This window comes from Ensifer sp. SSB1, assembly GCF_016652895.1.
GTDB lineage: Bacteria > Pseudomonadota > Alphaproteobacteria > Rhizobiales > Rhizobiaceae > Ensifer.
In genome coordinates this window covers 22,503-41,475 of record NZ_JAEPRP010000048.1, presented here as the reverse complement: position 1 = coordinate 41,475, position 18,973 = coordinate 22,503, and the positions used below count along the sequence as shown (strand labels likewise).

Sequence of the window (18,973 nt, the reverse complement as noted above, 5' to 3'; positions counted from 1 at the left end):
ACGGCGACCGAGACTCGTTCCCCTTCACCGTGACGCCCGGCCGACACGGTGCCGACCGGCGTGTCGACGCGACCGCCGCGAACCTGCGCATTGAACACATTGATTTCCGAGAAGAAACCAGCCGCGAAGAGGTTTTTCGGGTGGCGGTAGAGTTCGTCTGCCGTCCCCACTTGGACAAGCCGCCCATCCTGCAGAAGCGCAATTCGGTCGGCCATGCGCATCGCTTCTTCAGCATCGTGGGTAACGACGATCGCCGTTGCCCGGGTCTCCCGGAGGATGGCGAGCGTATCGGCGCGGATCGAATCCTTTAGGCGCGAGTCGAGGCCCGAAAACGGTTCATCCATCAAAAGTACGGCGGGTCGCGGTGCAAGGGCGCGCGCAAGTGCCACACGCTGCTGCTCGCCGCCGGAGAGCACATGCGGGTACAGATCAGCGTAATGGGAGAGGCCCACCCGCTCGAGCGCCGCGTCCGCCTGGTTCAACGCTTCCTTCTTTGGCAGCGCCGTCAGACCGAAGCGGACGTTGTCGCGAATGGACATATGCGGGAACAGCGCGAAATCCTGAAACATCAGGCCGACGCCGCGTTTTTCGGGCGGCAGGAAGACAGACGGGCCAGAGATTTCCTGACCGTTGAGCAGTAGGCGTCCCGCGCTCTGCTTCTCGATCCCTGCGGCGATACGCAGCAGGGTGGTCTTTCCGGACCCGGACGGACCGAGCAGGCAAAGAACCTCGCCGGCTTTCGCCGCCAGGCTGACGCCCTTGATCGTTTCCTTGGCGTGGTAGCTATGATGAATATCTTCGAAGCTCAGGCTCGCCGCGAAGGATACACCCGCTGTCCGTCGCGTTGTCATGACGGGAGCGTCCTGCGGATCTGAAACCATGCTTGCATTCCTTGACACCAGTCGCACCCGCTGAAACTGCCGGCGCCTAGGGAAAGCCGATATCCCCATTCAGGTTTTAATCGGCTTCTTCGCCCTTCGGTGTCAAGAGCCCCAGTTCTTCAAGGTCGAGCTGGGTGATTGGGTCTTCGTTCTCGGCAAGCTCATCTTCGCCCACGGGAACGGGAATATTGAGGTTCGACGGCACGCGGCCGGAAAGCAGCCCTGCCCCCTTCAGCTCCTCGATACCCGGCAGGTCGCGCAGTTCCTCGAGACCGAAGTGATCGAGAAAATCGCGGGTGGTGCCGAAGGTAACGGGACGGCCCGGCGTGCGCCGACGCCCGCGGAAGCGAACCCAGCCGGCCTCCATCAGCACGTCAAGCGTACCCTTCGACGTCTGCACGCCGCGAATATCCTCGATCTCCGCCCTGGTCACCGGCTGATGGTACGCAATGATGGCAAGCACTTCGAGCGCAGCGCGCGAGAGCTTGCGGACTTCTTGCTCATCGGTCTGCACGACGAAAGAGAGATCGGCGGCCGTGCGGAAAGCCCAATGGTCGGCGACCTGAACAAGATTGACTCCCCGCGTCGCGTAGAGCGCCTTCAGGCGCATCATGATCCGGGCGACATCGGCGCCACGCGGCAAGCGGCTTTCGATGTAAGCCTCCGACACTGGCTGCGCCGACGCGAAGACCAGGGCTTCGGCAATCCGCTCGGCCTCCTGCTCCAACCGAGGGTCAAGCGATGACGTCGCGTCGATCTCATCGTCCTCGTCGGGAGCTTCCGGCATGTATTTTTGGGCTTCAGCCACGGGCTGCCTCCATTTCGGCAAGCGTCTCCGCATCGATCGGGTTCGGTCCACGCCGGAGATAGATCGGCGCAAACGCCTCTTCCTGACGGATCTCCAACCGGCCCTCGCGGACCATTTCGAGCGAGGCGGCAAAGGAACTGGCGATCGCGGTTGCCCGTTCCTTCGGCGTCGTCATGTAGCGGATCAGAAAATGGTCGAGCGCGGTCCAATCGTCGAGACCGCCGATCATGCGTGCCAGGATCAGGCGCGCATCGGCAAGAGACCACACGTGGCGCTTCTCGATCGTCACCTGCGTGATTGCCTGACGCTGGCGCAAGCTCGCATAGGCGCTCAACAGATCGTAGAGCGAAGCGTCGAAACCTGACTTCTTTTCGGTGACGATATGCTCCGGCGCACCACGAACGAACACATCCCGGCCGAGCCGGTTCCTGTTGATCAGCCGCGTTGCCGCCTCACGCATCGCCTCCAGGCGCTTCAGCCGGAAGGCCAGAGCCGAGGCCATTTCCTCACCCGTCGGGCCATCGTCCTTGGCCTGTTGCGGGATCAGCAGGCGCGACTTCAGGTAAGCAAGCCAAGCCGCCATGACGAGATAGTCGGCGGCAAGCTCGATGCGGATGCTGCGCGCCCGCTCGACGAAAGCGATGTACTGTTCTGCCAGCGCAAGCACAGAGATGCGCGAAAGATCGACGCGTTGGCTACGGGCGAGATGCAGCAGGAGATCGAGTGGGCCTTCGAACCCGGCAAGATCCACCACCAGCGCTTCTTCATGCAAGCCGCGCTCTTCGCTCTCTTCCTGCCACAGGGGCTCCATCGGCGCCTTCGACGCAGGCTTGCCTTGTCTTTCGCCCGCATTGCTCACTGACAGCCCGATCCTTCCTGCTGGCTACGTCTGTCCTACACCGTCGCGAACAGGCCGTTGAACTCGGTCCGCAAATCGCTTTCGTTCGCATCGTCAGGCGCCCGGAAAGCCGCCTCGGCCACCTTTACGCGCCGCAGGCTTTCGCCAGCGAGAACCGGCACGACGTCAGCGACGGCCTTCATTTCTTCCATTATGCCATGACAATGCAAGACGAGATCAAGCCCTGCGGCAATGATGTTGCGCGCGCGCGTCGACATATCGCCCGCAAGCGCGTTCATCGAGACGTCGTCAGACATCAAGAGGCCATCGAAACCGATGTGACCGCGGATGACCTCGCGGACGACCTTCGCGGAGGTCGTCGCAGGATTATCCGGATCGATGGTCGTGAAGACCATGTGCGCCGACATAGCCATAACCTCGTCCTTCATCGCGACGAAGGGCAGGAAATCACTGGCGGCGAGTTCATCGAAAATGGCGCTGACCACGGGCAGATTGTGATGCGAGTCGACAAAGGTGCGGCCGTGGCCGGGCATGTGCTTCATGACCGGCAGCATGCCGCCAGCCTTCAGTCCCTCGCCCATCGCCCGACCGATCGCCGTCACGCTCTCTGGATCATGGCCGTAGGCACGGTTGCCGATGACATCGTGGCTGCCGGGAACCGGCACGTCCAGCACCGGCAGGCAATCAACGGTGATCCCGAAGCGCATCAGGTCGAACGCATGTAGGCGTCCCATGAGCCAGGCTGCGCGCAGGCCGAGCTCACGGTCCCGGCGGTAGATTTCGCCGATCGCCGCGCCATTCGGGTATTGCTGGACGAGCGGTGGTCGAATGCGCTGCACGCGCCCACCTTCCTGATCGATGAGCACAGGCGCATTCGGATTGCCAATGCTGTCGCGAAGCGCCGCCACCAGATCGGAGATCTGCTGCTCCTCCCCGATGTTGCGCCCGAACAGGATGAAGCCCCATGGCCGCTCGCCGGCAAAGAACTGGCGTTCGTCTTCGTTGAGAGACAGGCCCTTGCAGCCCGAGATAAATGCTTTTGATTCGCTCATTGAAAGAGCATAGAGCGGGTACCGCCCGACGCGAAGCCACAAAGACGAGGGGCTGTCGCTCATGCACAGGGCCATGTGGAGGTCAAAGTCCTGAAAATACGAAGGGCGCGACCCATGAGCCGCGCCCTCCTCAACTCTATCCGTTTGCCCGGCTTACTTGGTGACCAGGCAGCTTCCGCCAGCACCCTTGTACTTGGAGCACAGGGCGTTTGCCTCTTCCTTGGAGCCGGCCGGGATGCGGACGCGATAGTAAGTACCCTTGCCGGCGATCTCCGCCTTGCGGATATCGACCCCGCGGCCACCAATGACGTTGCCGAACTTGCTGGAAAGGCTGTTGTAGGATTTCTGCGCCTCAGCTTCGGACGGCAGGGACGCGACCTGGATGAAGTACCCGCCAGCCGGAACCGATGCCGTTGCAACCTGCTGCGCTGGCTGCGCTTCTGCCGCCGCAGCAACCGCCTGCTCGTCGACCGGACGAACATTGTCGCGATCTGCGGGCGCCGCGGCCGCGTTGGCCTGCTCGGCCGGACGCGTCTGTGGCTTCGGCGCCTTGTCGCCGGTTGCCGTCGTCGTCACGTTGCGGACCGGAACCTGTTCTATGTTGGCATTGCCCGTTGCGGCGAGCGCCACCTGGTCGACACTAGCCGATGCCTGACCGGCCGCGGTCACATCAGCCGACGCGACTTCCTTCGACGGCGCATCCGGCAGTGGCTGCGCCGTGCCCGCGACATCGGTCGCCGGTGCGGCAACAGGCTCTTCACGAGCAACCAGCGTACCATCCGGCTTGACGATCATGGTGCGCACCTTGCGCGGTGCGACGGCCGGTGCCTTGTCTTCTTCCTGAGCGGCAGTCTGGGCGCCACCGTCCGGCAGCAGACGAGCGCCATCCTCGTCGTCAGCCGGCAGGTTTGCCTGCAGGCCATCCGAGTCGTCGCTGCCCTCGAGCGGTAGCGTTTCCGGCGTCAGCGTCTTCTGAACGACGTCCATCGGCTCTTCAGTCGAAGAAACCAATGCATCCTGCTGCGGCGCACCGGCCTGTGCGCCAGCGACGCGATCGTAAACCGCCTTGTCCTGGTTCGGCACGGTCTTGCCGCCCTTTTCTTCCGGCACGACCTTTACCGGTCCCTTGTCGGCGAGAATGATCTTGGGGCCTTCAGCAGTGGTTGCCGCATCGCTGCCGCCCATCCAGGCGTAAACAGCCGCGCCGCCGAGAATGATGACGCCGGCAACACTTGCTGCAAGCAGAATCGTACGCTGCGACCGCCGACCTGAGCCATAGTCGCGATAGTCGCCTGCATCTTCCTCGCGCTGCCCTGCGGAAACCCGCTCGGCATCACGCACCGGGGACTGGCGCTCGGTCATGGAGCGACGGAAATCCTCCTCCATCGCTTTTTCAAAAGCGTCGAAATCGTCGAGACCGCCGGTGCCAAATGAAGGATTTGCGCTTGCCGCCGGAGCCGGACGAGCTGCCTCGACCTTTTCAGCCGCAACCGGGCGGACATCCTTGGCAGCCGGAGCAGGCGTACCGAACAGCTGCGCCATCTCCGCGTCGATATCGAGATCGTAATCTGCCGGATAGACGACCGGCTTTTCCGTTTCGATGACCGGCAATTGCGGCACGTCCATATCGGCGATCGGCGCCACTCCGTTCTCTGCTTCTGCGATCATCGAGGGATCGAAGGGCAGCGTGCTTTCCGGCTGTGCGTCCTGTTGCTCCACCGGGGCCTCAGCCACGAAGGTTTCGACAGAACGTTCCGGTTCGCGCTGCGGAGCGACCGCCTCCATGACGGGCGCCTCAATGACCGGCTGCGCGACCGCTTGCGGCACGACGGCAGGCGCGACGGCAACCGGTTCGGTCGGGCCGAGGTCGGCAAGATCGAGCTTCAGCGCGGCGTCGGAGAGCTCCATTTCGAAGTTCTCGATGTCGAAGCCCGGCTCATTTTCCGGTTCCGCAACGACCTGGGCCGCTTGAACCGGCTGGGCAGCCTCGACCACCGGCGTAGCGGCCGGTGTGACGACTGCTGCGATGACAGGTGCGGCGACCGGAGCGGCCTGCGACACAAGCGGACCGGCAAAGGCGCGCTGTTGGCTGGCGCCCGTAGCCGACGCAACGGGTGTCGCCCGGCTGAAGGTCGGCGTAAAGGGATAGGGGCTTTTCTTCAGCGGCGCCGCAACCGTATTGACCGGGGCGGCGGCGGGAGCAACGACGAGCTGTTCCGTCGCATGAAGCGCCGGATGCGACTGTACGGCAGCGGCAACTACGGCAGCCACCGGCGGAACCGGGAACCGCTCGACATCCGCTAGAAGATCGTCGCCAGCGGCCTCATGTTCAGCACCGCCTTCCGCGACTGTCTCGTTCGCATATGCTGCATCATCCGCACGCTCTTCGGGAGCAACGTCGAAGACCGGCTCGGCATAGTCTGGCGTGGGCTCGACGTAAACCGGGGCCGGTTCGACGTGAACCACCGGAGCCGGTTCGGCGTAGACCGGGGTCGGCTCGACAACAGGAGCAGGCTCGGCCCAAGCCGTAATCGGCTCTTCCACCGGGGCCCGCCAGTCCTCGACGACCTCTTCTCTTACCTCGGATGCCGGCTCGTCTTCGAACGGCAGCAGATCGGCTTCGCCGAGCGACAGTTCGAGCTCGCGTTCCAGATCGAATGCCGGCTCATCGGCGGCGAATTCGGTGCTATCAGTCTCTACAAGCTGAGGAGCGGGCGTGAACGACTGCACCTCAACGACCGGTTCCGACTCGTCTTCGACGACGGCGGCCGGCGCTGCGACCGGCTCAGGCTGACGGAAGATCGGAGCTTCATACTCTTCCGCGAGCTCTGCTACCGGCTCGATCCGAGCCTCTTCGGCCGGCTGCGGCGCAGAAACCGGCTCGACCGCAGGCTGCTCCGCCGCGCGGGGCGCATCGTAGCTATCGAAAGCGCGAAGGAGTTCGTCTTCGAGATCGAAGGCGGGATCCTGACGGACCGCCTCCTGATGTCGTTGCAACTCTTGCAATTGCTGTACGGCCGGCCGGGCATCGTAACCGACGATCCGGGCGAGTTCGGCCAACGGATCATCGTCTGCCAATACATCGAATTCAGCCGGCCCGCTTCGTGCGAATTGTTTGTCTGCCATGCTCTCCACTCACAATTGCCTGTATTTATGTGCCAGTGCATTGTGGGAAAATGGTGACAATACTTATCGCATTTCCTCCGGTGCGGAGGTGCCTGTAATAGACAGGCCGGACTTCAATACCGAAGCGACAGCATGCACCAGCCCGAGTCTGGCAGTACTTAATTCTCTATTTTTATCGTTAACAAAACGTAATTCCGGATTCTCTTTACCTTTGTTCCAATGTCCGTGGAAGGCAGCGGCAAGATCATACAGGTAAAACGCGATGCGATGCGGCTCTTGAGCCAGTGCCGCAGCCTCGATCACACGCGGATATTCTGCGAGCTTGGCGACCAGCTGAAGCTCTGTCGGATCGACGATCTGCCCCTGAATGGCACCGGCGAAATCAAGCGATTCGATGTCCAGGTCGGGGAAAGCTTCTGCCGCCTGACGGAACACCGACCGGCAACGTGCATGGGCATATTGCACGTAAAAGACCGGATTATCCTTGGACTGTTCTGTAACCTTGGCAAAGTCGAAGTCGAGCGGTTCGGAATTCTTCCGATAGATCATCATGAAACGAACCGGATCGCGGCCGACTTCGTCGACGACGTCGCGCAGCGTCACGAAATCGCCGGAGCGTTTCGACATCTTGACCGGTTCGCCGTCACGGAAGAGCTTGACCAACTGGCACAACAGAACTGTAAGCTTCGACGAACCGCCGGATACGGCGCGCGCCAGAGCCTCGAGCCGCTTGACGTAACCGCCATGGTCGGCACCCAGCACATATATCATCTCGTCGAAGCCGCGGTCGAACTTGTCCTTGAAGTAGGCAACGTCGGCGGCGAAATAGGTGTAGCTTCCGTCCGACTTGATCAGCGGACGGTCGATATCGTCACCGACCTCCGTCGAGCGGAACAGCGTCTGCTCGCGATCTTCCCAATCCTCCGGAAGCTGCCCCTTCGGCGGCGGCAACGTGCCCTTGTAGACGTGCCCCTTGAAGGTCAGGTCGTTGATGGCGGTACGAATCGCCGCTGCACCGTTGGCGTGAAGCGTGCGTTCGGAGAAGAAGACATCATGGTTGACGTTCAACGCCGCGAGATCTTCGCGGATCATCACCATCATCGCATCGATCGTCCGATCCTTGACGAGCGGCATCCACTTGTCTTCAGGCATCAGGCGCAGGCTCGTGCCGAATTCGTCAGCAAGCGCCTCGCCAACCGGAACGAGGTAATCACCCGGATAGAGACCCGCCGGGATTTCGCCGATCTCTTCACCCAGCGCCTGGCGATAGCGCAGGAAGGCGGAGCGCGCGAGAACGTCGATCTGCGACCCTGCATCGTTGATGTAGTATTCCTTGGTCACCTGATAACCGGCAAAAGCCAGCAGGTTGGCAAGCGCGTCGCCGACAACGGCGCCGCGGCAATGACCGACGTGCATCGGTCCGGTCGGGTTGGCCGAGACATACTCGACGTTGACCTTGCGGCCAGAACCGACGGTGCTGCGGCCATAGTCGAGGCCGGAGCGCACCATGTTCGACAGCAGCTTTTGCCAATAGGATACCGAAAGCCGGACGTTGATGAAGCCCGGGCCGGCAACAGTCACTTCGGTGACTTCCGGATCCTGCTTCAGTTTTTCAACGATAAGTTCGGCAAGCGCCCGCGGGTTCATGCCAAGCGGCTTCGCCAGCACCATGGCGGCGTTGGTCGCGACATCGCCGTGGCTCGGATCGCGCGGCGGTTCGACATTGACACGGCCGAAGTCAAGTTCGGATCGCTTTTCTCGAACGCTATCAAGCGTTTCGAGAATGTCCTTAATTCTTGATTCGAAGTCCGTGAAGAGATTCATCTGATCCGTCCGCTTTTCCCGACCAACATGTGGTCGGCGCAAAACTCAAAAAGGAGGCCCGGTTCGATTGAACCGCAAGCCTCCGGGCGGGGCGTCCCTACCGCAAATCCGGCGTATGGTCAAACAAGCGCTTGTGCACGCTGATCGCGAAGGTATCGGTCATGCCGGCGAGGTAATCGCCGACGTGACGGGCCCGTGCCGGTTCGGCCATGCCGGCAATCTGGTCGATCCAATAGTGCTCCCGCATCAACTGCGGGTCATCCATGAAGGCGTGATAGAGATCGCAGACGATCGATGCTGCCCCCTCCCGCACCCGCATCACTTCAGGATGACGGTAGATGCGAGTCATCAGCAGACGCTTGATCTGCTTGTCGGTCTCGCTCATTTCCTCGGAGAACGTCGCCATGACCGTACCCGCCTGGCGTACGTCGGCCGCGCTCTCAGGGCGAATGTCCGCGATACATTGCTGGGCGACGCCGATGACGTCCTCGACCATCGCCGTGATCTGACGGCGCATGATTTCGTGCGTGAAGCGGCTGCTTTCAAGACCGGGATAGCGGTCGTGAACTTCGCGCATCAGACGGGCAAGGAACGGCACGTCCTCCAGCATCTCGAATGTCAGATAGCCAGCCCGCAGACCATCGTCGATATCGTGTGTGTTGTAGGCGATGTCGTCCGCGATGGCGGCGACCTGCGCTTCCATGCTCGCGAAAGTCGCCAGTTCCAGATCATGAACGGCACAATAGTCCAGGATTGGCTGCGGCACCGGTCCACGCGTGCCCTTTCCATCAGGCGTCAGCAGCGGCCCATTGTGCTTGACCAACCCCTCCAGGCTCTCCCAGGTCAGGTTGAGCCCGTCGAACTCGGCGTAGCGCCGCTCGAGCTTGGTGACGATGCGCAGCGACTGGGCATTATGATCGAAGCCCCCATACGGCTTCAACATTTCGTGCAGGGCGTCCTCGCCCGTGTGCCCGAATGGCGTGTGGCCGAAATCGTGAACCAGCGCGACCCCTTCTGCGAGATCCTCGTCGAGCTTGAGGGCGCGCGCCAGCGCGCGGGCGATCTGCGCCACCTCGATCGTGTGCGTCAGCCGCGTCCGGTAGTGATCGCCGTCGGCGGCGATGAAGACCTGCGTCTTGTGTTTCAGCCGGCGAAAGGCAGTCGTGTGGACGATACGGTCGCGGTCGCGCTGGAAATCCGAACGTGTTGCGCTCGAAGCTTCCAGATAGAGCCTGCCACGCGTGGCCCAGGGATTCGACGCGAACGGAGCGTGTTCACCAGCACCGAAGCCCAGCGCATTTTTGTCGAATGTCATTTTCCACCCAAATCGTCATCCCATTGACGGGACATTGAAGCCTTCATACCTATAGTGAAAGCCACGGAAACGCATCGCGCAAGCATCGACCGATTCCGCAAGCGAAAGCAACGGCTTGGCCAGGGAGGCTAAAACGGCCTTCGACGTTGGCCGAGACGATGCTGCAACAACAACCAAATCTCTCCGGTTCTTGACCCCGGCAGGAGGCAGATATGACGCAAGAAACCGTGACCCTTTCGGACGCCGCTGCAAAGCGGATCGCCACGATCCTTCGTTCGGACAGTCACAACAATGCGATGCGGGTGTCCGTCGAAGGCGGCGGCTGCTCGGGATTCTCCTATAAGTTCGACTTGGTCGACAGTGCCAATGACGACGATCTGGTACTGGAGAAGAACGAGGCCAAGGTTTTGATCGACAGCCTGTCGCTCGTCTACATGGGTGGCTCGGAGATCGACTTCGTCGACAACCTGCTCGGCCAGTCGTTTCAGATCAAGAATCCGAATGCGGTCGCAAGCTGCGGATGTGGAACGAGTTTTTCCATCTGACACGGCCAGAAGGCCCGACCCAGGTCGCCGTCAAAGATACGGCGACCCCAGCCAGAGCACACGGTTCGCCAGCCGGTCGAAGAGCGGCTTGGCACGCAGGGCCTCGAGCGTGACCGGTTCGGCCGAGGCCAGGACATCCGATATCATGCCGCTGATCGTATGGGCGAAACCATCGTCCAGCACTTCGAGGTCGAACTCGAAATTGAGCCGCAAGGAGCGCGGATCGAGGTTGGTCGATCCGACATAGGCCCAGCGCTCGTCCACGACCAGAAGCTTCGAGTGGTTGAACGCACCCTCCGCACGCCAGACCCGACAATGCCCCTTCAACACCTGATCGAACTGCGCGGTCATTGCGCGATCGACCAGAAGCAGGTTGTTGACCGCGGGCACGATGATGTCGACCTCGACGCCCCGGCGCGCTGCCGTCACCAACGCGCTGATCAACTCACGGTCCGGAAGGAAATAGGGCGACATCACGCGGATGTTCTTGCGCGCCACCGAAAACGCGCCCATCAGCATCTTGTGATTGGTTTCGTTCGTCGCGTCCGGCCCTGAGGGTATTGCGCGCATCAGCACGGACGGCATTTCTGCCGGCAGCGTCATTTCTTCGAGCGCCCAGGCGGCGCCCACCAGCATCTCACCGCTGGAAAACTGCCAGTCTTCGGCCGCGACCTGAAAGATGTCGGCGACAACCGGCCCTGTTACCCGAAAGTGGGTGTCGAGGGACGGCTCCTCGCCGGGGATTTCACTCGTAAAGCCGGCGCGGATATTCATGCCGCCTGCGAAGGCGACGCTGCCATCGACCACGAGGATCTTCCGGTGCGTGCGGAGATTGGCATAGGGCAACCTCAACCCCATGATGATATTGCCGTTGAAGACCGCCGTCGGAATGCCGGCCGTTTTCAGGTGACCGACAATGCTGGGGACGGAATAGCGTGCCCCGACTGCGTCAATCAGCACGCGCACTTCGACGCCCCGTGCGACCGCGGCAATCAGGGCATCCGCGAAACGCAGGCCGATCACGTCGCGATCGAAGATATAGCTCTCGATCAGGATGCTGCGCTGCGCTGCGGCGATGGCGGCCAGCATGGCCGCATAGGCAGCGTCCCCGCCTGCCAGTACATCGATGCTGTTGCCAGAGCACATGCGATGCCTGGAAACGCGGTCCCCGAGTATCTTCATCGCGGCGAAACGATTGCCGAAACGTCCGCTGATGTCCGTTTCGGAGATATCGAATCGGCCGAACTGATCGGGGCCGTGCCCGCGCAGCAGCGCGCGCTGCGAGCCGATTGAGGAGCGGCGGATACGGTTGATGCCGGCAACGGCATACAGCAGCGCCCCGACGATCGGCGAGAGCAGAACAACACCGACCCAGCCGGCGGCAGCGCGTACGTCGTCTTTGGTCATGGCTGCGTGAATGGCGGCCGGGATACCGAGCACGAAGGACAGCAGCGCCAGGATATGCGGCCAGTAGTTCTGCAAGAGATCGATCATGCGCCGGACTATAGCCGGCCATGGACCGGAATCAATTCGAGCGTCCGCACCTATACCGTATAAACCGCGCGCGGCGCCGCACGCCGTCGTTGCAGTTCAGCCATAAGGCCGATTGCCCGCAGGTATCAGATTTGTCAAAAGAATCTGGAGCAGCTAGAAGAGTCCGGCCGCAAGGACTCACCTGTATGGAAGGGCGTTTCGAGCCATGAAGATTGCCACCTGGAACATCAATGGCGTCAAGGCGCGAATCGACAGCCTCCTGGCATGGCTCAGGGAAGCCAATCCGGACATCGTCTGCCTCCAGGAGATCAAGTCCGTCGACGACGGATTTCCGCGTCTCGAGATCGAGGCGCTCGGCTATCATGTCGAGACCCACGGCCAGAAGGGCTTCAACGGCGTCGCCCTCCTCTCCAAGCTGCGCCCGGACGAAGTCAACCGTGGCCTGCCCGGAGACGATTCGGACGAACAGTCGCGCTTCATCGAAGGCGTGTTCTCTGTTGCCGGTGGCGTAATCCGCGTCTGCTCGCTCTACTTGCCGAACGGCAATCCCGTCGATAGCGAGAAGTACCCCTACAAGCTCGCCTGGATGCGCCGGCTTACCGCCTACGCCGAGCAGCGCCTTCTGCTCGAAGAGCCCTTCATCCTGGCCGGCGACTACAACGTCATCCCGGAGGAGCACGACTGCTGGGACATCAAGGTCTGGCAGAACGACGCTCTCTTCCTGCCGGAGACCCGCGCCGCATTTCGGCGCCTGCGCAATCTCGGCTTCATCGATGCTGTCCGGGCGACCTCGGACGCGGTCCCGCTCTATACGTTCTGGGATTATCAGGCCGGCTGCTGGCCCAAGAATTTCGGCATTCGCATCGATCATCTGATGCTTTCGCCGGAAGCGGCCGATCGTCTGGTTTCGACGTCGATCGACAAGCATGTCCGCGCCTGGGAAAAGCCCTCGGACCACGTTCCTGTTATCGGTGAATTTGCCTTCGCCGCGGCCTGAGGCGCGGAACTGCAGCTTGTCGCTTGTCCTGGCCGCGTTGGCTTAAGGCTTATCGCGCGCAGGTCTCAGTCGTCATCGCCTTGCATGTGCAGATTTTGCGACAGAGCGATTGCCGTGCGCCGGTCGTCCTCGCTCGCCAGCGAGAATGCCTGCTCCTGCATCGACTGCATCCAGGGCCGATCCTTCGGCGAACACTGGTCGAGAGCGGCCGTCATAAAGGCGAGACCGCGAATGGTCTGGCCTTCCTGGAAAATTACGTTGCCGAAGACACCCATGGCGCCGGCATGTCCGCTTTTGCGGGCTCGGTTCAACCACTTCTTTGCCTGCTGAACGTTGACACTGCCGCCCTCGCCCGAGAGCAGCATGCGCGCGAGCTGGAACTGCGCCTCAGCAACGCCAAAGGTCGACGCCGCCTGGAAATAGAGTTGCCGCGCCTGGGCCATATCCGACTTGATCGGGCTGTCGGGAATGCCTCGCCGGTAGTAGCCGGCAAGAGAAATCAACGCGTTGACGAAATAGCCGGTATCTTCGGAGCCCGGCTCCACACCCTGCTGGGCGATCTCGCTGTAGATCTTGAAGGCTTCGAGGTCGTTTTCGGCGACTCCGTCGCCATAGGCATACATATTGGCCAGAGCCCAGCGGGAGCCGGTATGCCCCTTCTCCGCTGCGTATTTGTAGGCTTCAATGGCCTCGTCCTTGCGGCCGTTCTTGTAGGCCGAGAAGCCGAATTTGAAGAGCGCAAAAGGACCGGATTCTTTCGAGACGCCCGCCCCCGGATCAAAGGCATGGGCCGGCATGGCGATGGTCCCGCAGACCGCCAGCGACACGCCGAGTATCGCAACCTTCAGTGACTTTAGTTCACCCGCAAGCATCACAGTCTAATTCTTCCGTTCCAGCCGGCCACGCCGAACTCATCACCGCTGCAAACACAACCGCCCGGACGACCCGCCGTCGTCCAAAACTTCACCAATTCCGCCGACGACATCGACGCACCCATTCCAAAACGAAACTTCGACAACTGCGCCGAAAAGACCATTTCATTCGACCACTTGCACAAGGGTGCCGGAGGCCACATCTGACACGGACATCGACAGTCCAAGTTTCACTTCACACCAAACACCGCAGGTTTCGTTTTCACGGTTGCAGGTCTGTCCCTACTATCGCTGCTCCCTGTTTGTGGCGGGAAATGGACATAGCCGGGACGAGTCCGATGCTAGCAAACTCTAGCATTAAATGTGTTGCTGAATCGTCACATTGGCGAACGGTGCAGGCGCTTGGTTAAATGGCTCCACACCAAAAGAAAGGCCCGGCTGAAACCGGGCCCCTTTACAGTCGGATCAACGAAGGATCAGAACTTAACCTTGAGCGAAGTCGAGATCGCTCCGACAAAATCGTCACCGAAATCGTAGGAGACGTCGTCGCCAATGACGTCACCTTGAAAATTAACTGCGCCCGAACTGCCGCCTGTCAGAATGCCAACGGCGCCAGCAAGACGGAACTCGACATGCTCGGTCGGTGTGTAGGATACGCCGGTGCCCAGCATCCATGTGTCGGTTTGCGTTCCGTAACCGTGACTAGTACCGCGATCCCAGGTCAGGCTGACGGCACCGCTCCATTGATCATTGAATTTGTGACCGATACCGCCGCTGATGGTCCAGCCATCGCGATAGAGCAGATCAAGACTTGTGCACGGTGTGGTGCGCGATACAGTTGCCGGGCAGAACTTCAAAACCTGAAGCTGGCTCCAGTCCGTCCACTTGATCGAGCCGAATGCCGCCCAGTCCGGAGCGATGCCGCTCTGGAGCTTGAGTTCCAGCGAATCCGGCATCGAGGCCGAACCATTTACATCGTACTTCGTGCCGGTCACAACGCCTACGCCTGGAACGACGAAGCCCAACTGACGGAGGTCGATAAAACCGGAAAGGTTGTCGAGGTCTACGGAGCTGTTGTAAACGAGGCTGGCCCGAACGGCATACTCAGGAATTTCGTAGGCAGCACCCGCGCGCCAACCCCAGCCATTTCCTTCGAGCTCAAGCCTGCCGATACCTGAAAATACGCCCGCAAACGGGGTACCCGTATAATCTTGTACCAGCCGCTCCTTGAAACCGCTGACCTCCTGGTAGAAAACACCACCGATAATGCGGAACTGGCCCGGACCCATGTCCCATTTGTAGGAGCAAGTAGCAGCGTAGTTGTCGCTATCCACCTTCGTTTCGATGTTGTTGTTAGCGCCGGCCCAGTTCTGGCCGGGATTAGTATGCGCGCCCCACGGCTGAGAATAGTCCGCCATACAGTCAAAGGCGTCGCCGAGCGATGCCTTGATACCGACGCGAGGCACCCAATAGCCCTCCGTGTCGTCGGCCGAGTTCGGACGGTAATTCAAGTTGCCGCCGCCAAACGTTCCGCCAATGATGTCGGTGTTTGCGGTGTCTGTATCGCGGACGTTCTTCAACTCTCGCTGCGGATTGACATAGGTTGCCGAAGCTTCACCAGCATAGTCCGACGGGTCGAACAGCAGGTCGATGTTGTAACCACCGCGCTCAAGACCGCCGGCGTGGGCCGCTGACGCAAGCAGCAAACCAGCCGCCACGGTCAGGACACCACGCTTAAAATTCATGTGAGCCATTAAGCTCCTCCCCTGCACTGCAATCTGCGGCATTCCACCTCATGCCGCGTGTGGCGAAAGTATTCTCACGAACATGTGAAATCGCAAATGCCAGGGGCAGAGGTGGTGCGGCACTATGCGTCACTTAATTTACGTAAGATTCTCATGATTTAGACACATTCGCACATTTCCGAAATGATATTTCGGCAAATAGGTAAATAAGCCAATAAAATAGGATAAACTTCCAACACTCGCGAAAGCTGTGTCGCGGAGACAACAATATTGGTTTTTGCTGGAGATCAACAAAAATGGCCGTTGAAACTCCGCTTGCGCATGCCAAGCGATTTCATGAGTGGCCAACAGTATCCAGCGCAGCGATTCGATCACCAGGTTCGCGCACGCAAGTATATCCAATAATTCTAAAATATAAAATCCGCGACATTGCTGTCGCGGATTTTTGATTTCCTTGGCCGTTCAAGCCCTGCGCGGTTGCACCCTTAGCGTGCTTCCTAGCCCGCTTCCGCCACGCGGGTAAGAGCAACGCCGAGCGATTCTTTCTGAAGATCGAGTTCCACCAGGCGCTCGCGCTCGGCTTCCACCAGCTCCGGCTTGGCGTTCGCGACAAACTTTTCATTGGCCAGCTTGCCAAGAATACGCTCGCGCTCCGCATCCACCTTGGCGATCGCCTTCTCCAGGCGCGACTTCTCGGCGGAGAGGTCGATCAGGTTGCCAAGCGGCAGGCAGGCGGTCGCCTCGCCCACGACGATCTGGGCGCTGCCGCGCGGAGCGACAGTCGAATAGTCGATGTGTTCGACACGGGCCAGGCGCGCGATTGCCGGAGCATGCTGCTGCAGGCGTTCGCGTGTCAGGTTGTTCGCCCCGACGACGATCAGCGGCGCGGTCGCGGCCGGCGGAACGTTCATCTCGGAACGAACGGAGCGGATGCCCGACACGAGATCGATCAGCCAGTTGATCTCGTCTGCCGCCGCGTCATCGGCATAGGAAGCCGCCGGCCATTCGGCGTGGCATAACAGCGTGTCACGCTCGCGGCCCTCGCCGGCTGTCTGCGCCCAGAGCTCTTCGGTCATGAACGGCATGAACGGATGCAACAGCTTGTAGATCTCATCGAGAACATAGGCGACACAGGCCTGCGACTCGCGCTTGGCCGCCTCGTCCTCGCCGCTAAAGACCGGCTTCAGCAGCTCAAGGTACCAGTCGCAGAACTGATTCCAGACGAAGCGGTAGAGGCTGCCGGCCGCCTCGTTGAAACGGTAGGCCTCGATCGCCTCGGTGACGTCACGGATGGTGCGCGAGAGTTCCGTCAGGATCCAGCGATTGATGGTGAGCGAAGCGGCCTCCGGGATGAAGCCTTCGCTGTCGACCACGCCGTTCATCTGGGCAAAACGCGTCGCGTTCCAGAGCTTCGTGCCGAAGTTGCGGTAGCCGGCGATACGAGCGGGGTCGAGCTTCACGTCGCGGCCCTGGGCAGCCATGATCGCCAGCGTGAAGCGCAGCGCGTCAGCTCCATACTCGTCGATGAGTTCGAGCGGGTCGATGACGTTGCCCTTCGACTTCGACATCTTCTGGCCGTTCTTGTCGCGAACGAGCGCGTGGACGTAGACCGTATGGAACGGCTCGACCGGGGTGCCGTCGGCATCCTTCATGAAGTGCAGGCCCATCATCATCATGCGGGCGACCCAAAAGAAGATGATGTCGAAGCCGGTCACCAGAACGTCGGTCTGATAGTACTTCTCCAGCTCCGGCGTCTCGTTCGGCCAGCCGAGCGTGGAGAACGGCCAGAGTGCCGACGAGAACCAGGTGTCGAGCACGTCTTCGTCGCGCGTCAGGATTTCGCCCGGCTTGAAGTTCTCAAGCAGGTCCTCGACATAGGCCTTCATCGGGCCTTCATGGGCGATATAGTGTTGGATCGCCGCGTGCAGCGCCTCTTCCTCGGTCTTCTCGACGAAGACCTGACCGTCCGGGCCGTACCAGGCCGGGATCTGGTGCCCCCACCAGAGCTGACGCGAGACGCACCAGGGCTGGATGTTTTCCATCCATTCGAAGTAGGTCTTCTCCCAGTTCTTCGGAACGAAGTTCGTGCGGCCTTCCTTGACCGCGGCAATCGCGGGCTTCGCGAGCGTCTTGGCGTCGACGTACCATTGTTCCGTCAGGCGCGGCTCGATCGGCACGCCGCCACGGTCCCCATGCGGGACCATGTGCCTGTGCGGCTCGATCTTGTCCAGCAGGCCAGCCTCTTCGAAGATCCTGACAATGATCTTGCGCGCCTCGAACCGGTCCTTGCCGTCGAGCTCGTCCCACGCACCATGGAGAGCAGCGGGGTCGGAAAGCCCTTCAAGGAATTCCTCGTTGTCCTTGATGGTGACGCGTCCGTCGATCGTCATGATGTTGATCGCGCGCAGGCCTGCACGCTTGCCAACCTCGAAGTCGTTGAAGTCGTGTGCAGGCGTGATCTTGACCGCACCGGTGCCGGCCGTCGGATCCGCATAGCTGTCGGCGACAACGGGTATGCGCCGGCCAACGATCGGCAGGATGATATGCTTGCCGACGAGCGGCTTGTAGCGCTCGTCGTCCGGGTTGACGGCAATACCACTGTCTCCGAGCATCGTTTCCGGACGGGTGGTCGCGACGACCAGATAGTCGCGCTTCTCCCATTCGGTCGCCTTGCCTTCCTCATCGAAGGCGACCGGATGTTCATAGGTAACACCCGGCTCGAGCGGATAGCGCAGATACCAGAGATTGCCGTTGATCTCGTGCTGCTCGACCTCGAGGTCGGAGATCGCCGTCAAGAGCTTCGGGTCCCAGTTGACCAGGCGCTTGTCCTTGTAGATCAGCCCTTCCTTGTAGAGCGAGACAAAGACCTCCAGGACGGCTTCCGAAAGGCCGTCGTCCATGGTGAAGCGCTCACGCGACCAGTCGCAGGATGCGCCAAGCCGCTTCAACTGGTTGAAGATCAGACCGCCGGATTCGGCCTTCCACTCCCAGACCTTCTCAATGAAGGCCTCGCGACCCATCTGCCGACGGTGCTGCTGGGTTTCCATCAGCCTGCGCTCGACGACCATCTGGGTCGCGATACCGGCATGGTCCATGCCCGGCTGCCACAGCACGTCCTTGCCGCGCATGCGTTCGAAGCGAACCATGACGTCCTGAAGCGTGTTGTTGAGCGCGTGGCCCATGTGCAGCGAACCGGTCACGTTCGGCGGCGGGATCACGATGCAGAAGCTATCGGCGCCGGGCTTGGCACCCGCGCCTGCACGAAACGCGTTTTCTTCGTCCCACTTCTTGGCGATACGTGGGTCGACGGATGCGGAATCGTAGGTCTTATCAAGCATTTTGGAGCCAATTTTGGAGAGTGATGTCTGTGTCTTGTAAACCGGAACGGCCGGTGCAAGTCAACACGAACGCAAAAAGCCGCGACGTTCGCCGCGGCCTCCTGCATCAAAAGACCA

13 protein-coding genes are annotated in these 18,973 nt (G+C 60.9%); 2 read left to right on the top strand and 11 right to left on the bottom strand.

Annotation, left to right across the window (positions count from 1 at the left end; translation table 11 throughout):
* The 7 genes from I8N66_RS14335 to I8N66_RS14305 form a co-directional block, all read right to left on the bottom strand.
* The coding region (locus I8N66_RS14335; protein ID WP_291154625.1) for an ABC transporter ATP-binding protein at positions 1-881 on the bottom strand (881 nt) is incomplete at its 3' end.
* 76 nt (positions 882-957) lie between these two features.
* Positions 958-1,689: an SMC-Scp complex subunit ScpB gene (scpB, locus tag I8N66_RS14330; RefSeq protein ID WP_291154623.1), complete on the bottom strand. Its 732-nt coding sequence runs from the start codon at positions 1,687-1,689 to the stop codon at positions 958-960.
* The gene (locus I8N66_RS14325) at positions 1,682-2,500 is read right to left on the bottom strand and encodes a ScpA family protein (RefSeq protein ID WP_291154628.1); all 819 of its coding nucleotides are present in this window, start codon (positions 2,498-2,500) and stop codon (positions 1,682-1,684) included. The genes scpB and I8N66_RS14325 overlap by 8 nt, the downstream gene beginning before the upstream one ends.
* An 83-nt stretch (positions 2,501-2,583) precedes the next feature.
* Positions 2,584-3,600: a beta-N-acetylhexosaminidase gene (gene nagZ / locus I8N66_RS14320; RefSeq protein WP_291154621.1), complete on the bottom strand. Its 1,017-nt coding sequence runs from the start codon at positions 3,598-3,600 to the stop codon at positions 2,584-2,586.
* Positions 3,601-3,753: 153 nt separating this feature from the next.
* Positions 3,754-6,726 carry an SPOR domain-containing protein gene (locus tag I8N66_RS14315; RefSeq protein ID WP_291154619.1) on the bottom strand — a complete coding sequence of 991 codons (2,973 nt, stop codon included), beginning with the start codon at positions 6,724-6,726 and terminating at the stop codon, positions 3,754-3,756.
* A gap of 63 nt (positions 6,727-6,789) precedes the next feature.
* Complete coding sequence (gene argS / locus I8N66_RS14310; RefSeq protein WP_291154617.1) at positions 6,790-8,550, bottom strand: arginine--tRNA ligase; 1,761 nt, start codon at positions 8,548-8,550, stop codon at positions 6,790-6,792.
* A 97-nt stretch (positions 8,551-8,647) separates the two neighbouring features.
* Entirely contained in the window at positions 8,648-9,865 is a 1,218-nt protein-coding gene (locus tag I8N66_RS14305) for a deoxyguanosinetriphosphate triphosphohydrolase (protein ID WP_291154615.1), read from the bottom strand.
* A gap of 212 nt (positions 9,866-10,077) precedes the next feature.
* On the opposite strand from I8N66_RS14305, the gene erpA reads away from it, so the two are divergent.
* The gene (gene erpA / locus I8N66_RS14300; RefSeq protein ID WP_113537630.1) at positions 10,078-10,410 is read left to right on the top strand and encodes an iron-sulfur cluster insertion protein ErpA; all 333 of its coding nucleotides are present in this window, start codon (positions 10,078-10,080) and stop codon (positions 10,408-10,410) included.
* Positions 10,411-10,440: 30 nt separating this feature from the next.
* Here the strand turns inward: erpA and I8N66_RS14295 are convergent, their stop codons facing one another.
* Positions 10,441-11,904: a phospholipase D-like domain-containing protein gene (locus I8N66_RS14295; protein ID WP_291154613.1), complete on the bottom strand. Its 1,464-nt coding sequence runs from the start codon at positions 11,902-11,904 to the stop codon at positions 10,441-10,443.
* A gap of 205 nt (positions 11,905-12,109) precedes the next feature.
* On the opposite strand from I8N66_RS14295, the gene xth reads away from it, so the two are divergent.
* A complete protein-coding gene (gene xth / locus I8N66_RS14290; protein ID WP_291154611.1) occupies positions 12,110-12,901 on the top strand; it encodes an exodeoxyribonuclease III in 792 nt (263 codons plus the stop codon).
* Positions 12,902-12,966: 65 nt separating this feature from the next.
* On the opposite strand, the gene exoR is transcribed toward xth, so the two are convergent.
* The 3 genes from exoR to I8N66_RS14275 form a co-directional block, all read right to left on the bottom strand.
* Positions 12,967-13,773 (bottom strand): exopolysaccharide production regulator ExoR, encoded by an 807-nt coding sequence (gene exoR, locus I8N66_RS14285; RefSeq protein ID WP_113537633.1) that lies wholly within the window; start codon positions 13,771-13,773, stop codon positions 12,967-12,969.
* A gap of 476 nt (positions 13,774-14,249) precedes the next feature.
* The gene (locus tag I8N66_RS14280) at positions 14,250-15,527 is read right to left on the bottom strand and encodes an OmpP1/FadL family transporter (protein ID WP_113537634.1); all 1,278 of its coding nucleotides are present in this window, start codon (positions 15,525-15,527) and stop codon (positions 14,250-14,252) included.
* Between the two features lie 488 nt (positions 15,528-16,015).
* Positions 16,016-18,856 (bottom strand): valine--tRNA ligase, encoded by a 2,841-nt coding sequence (locus I8N66_RS14275; protein ID WP_291154608.1) that lies wholly within the window; start codon positions 18,854-18,856, stop codon positions 16,016-16,018.
* Positions 18,857-18,973: the final 117 nt, after the last annotated feature.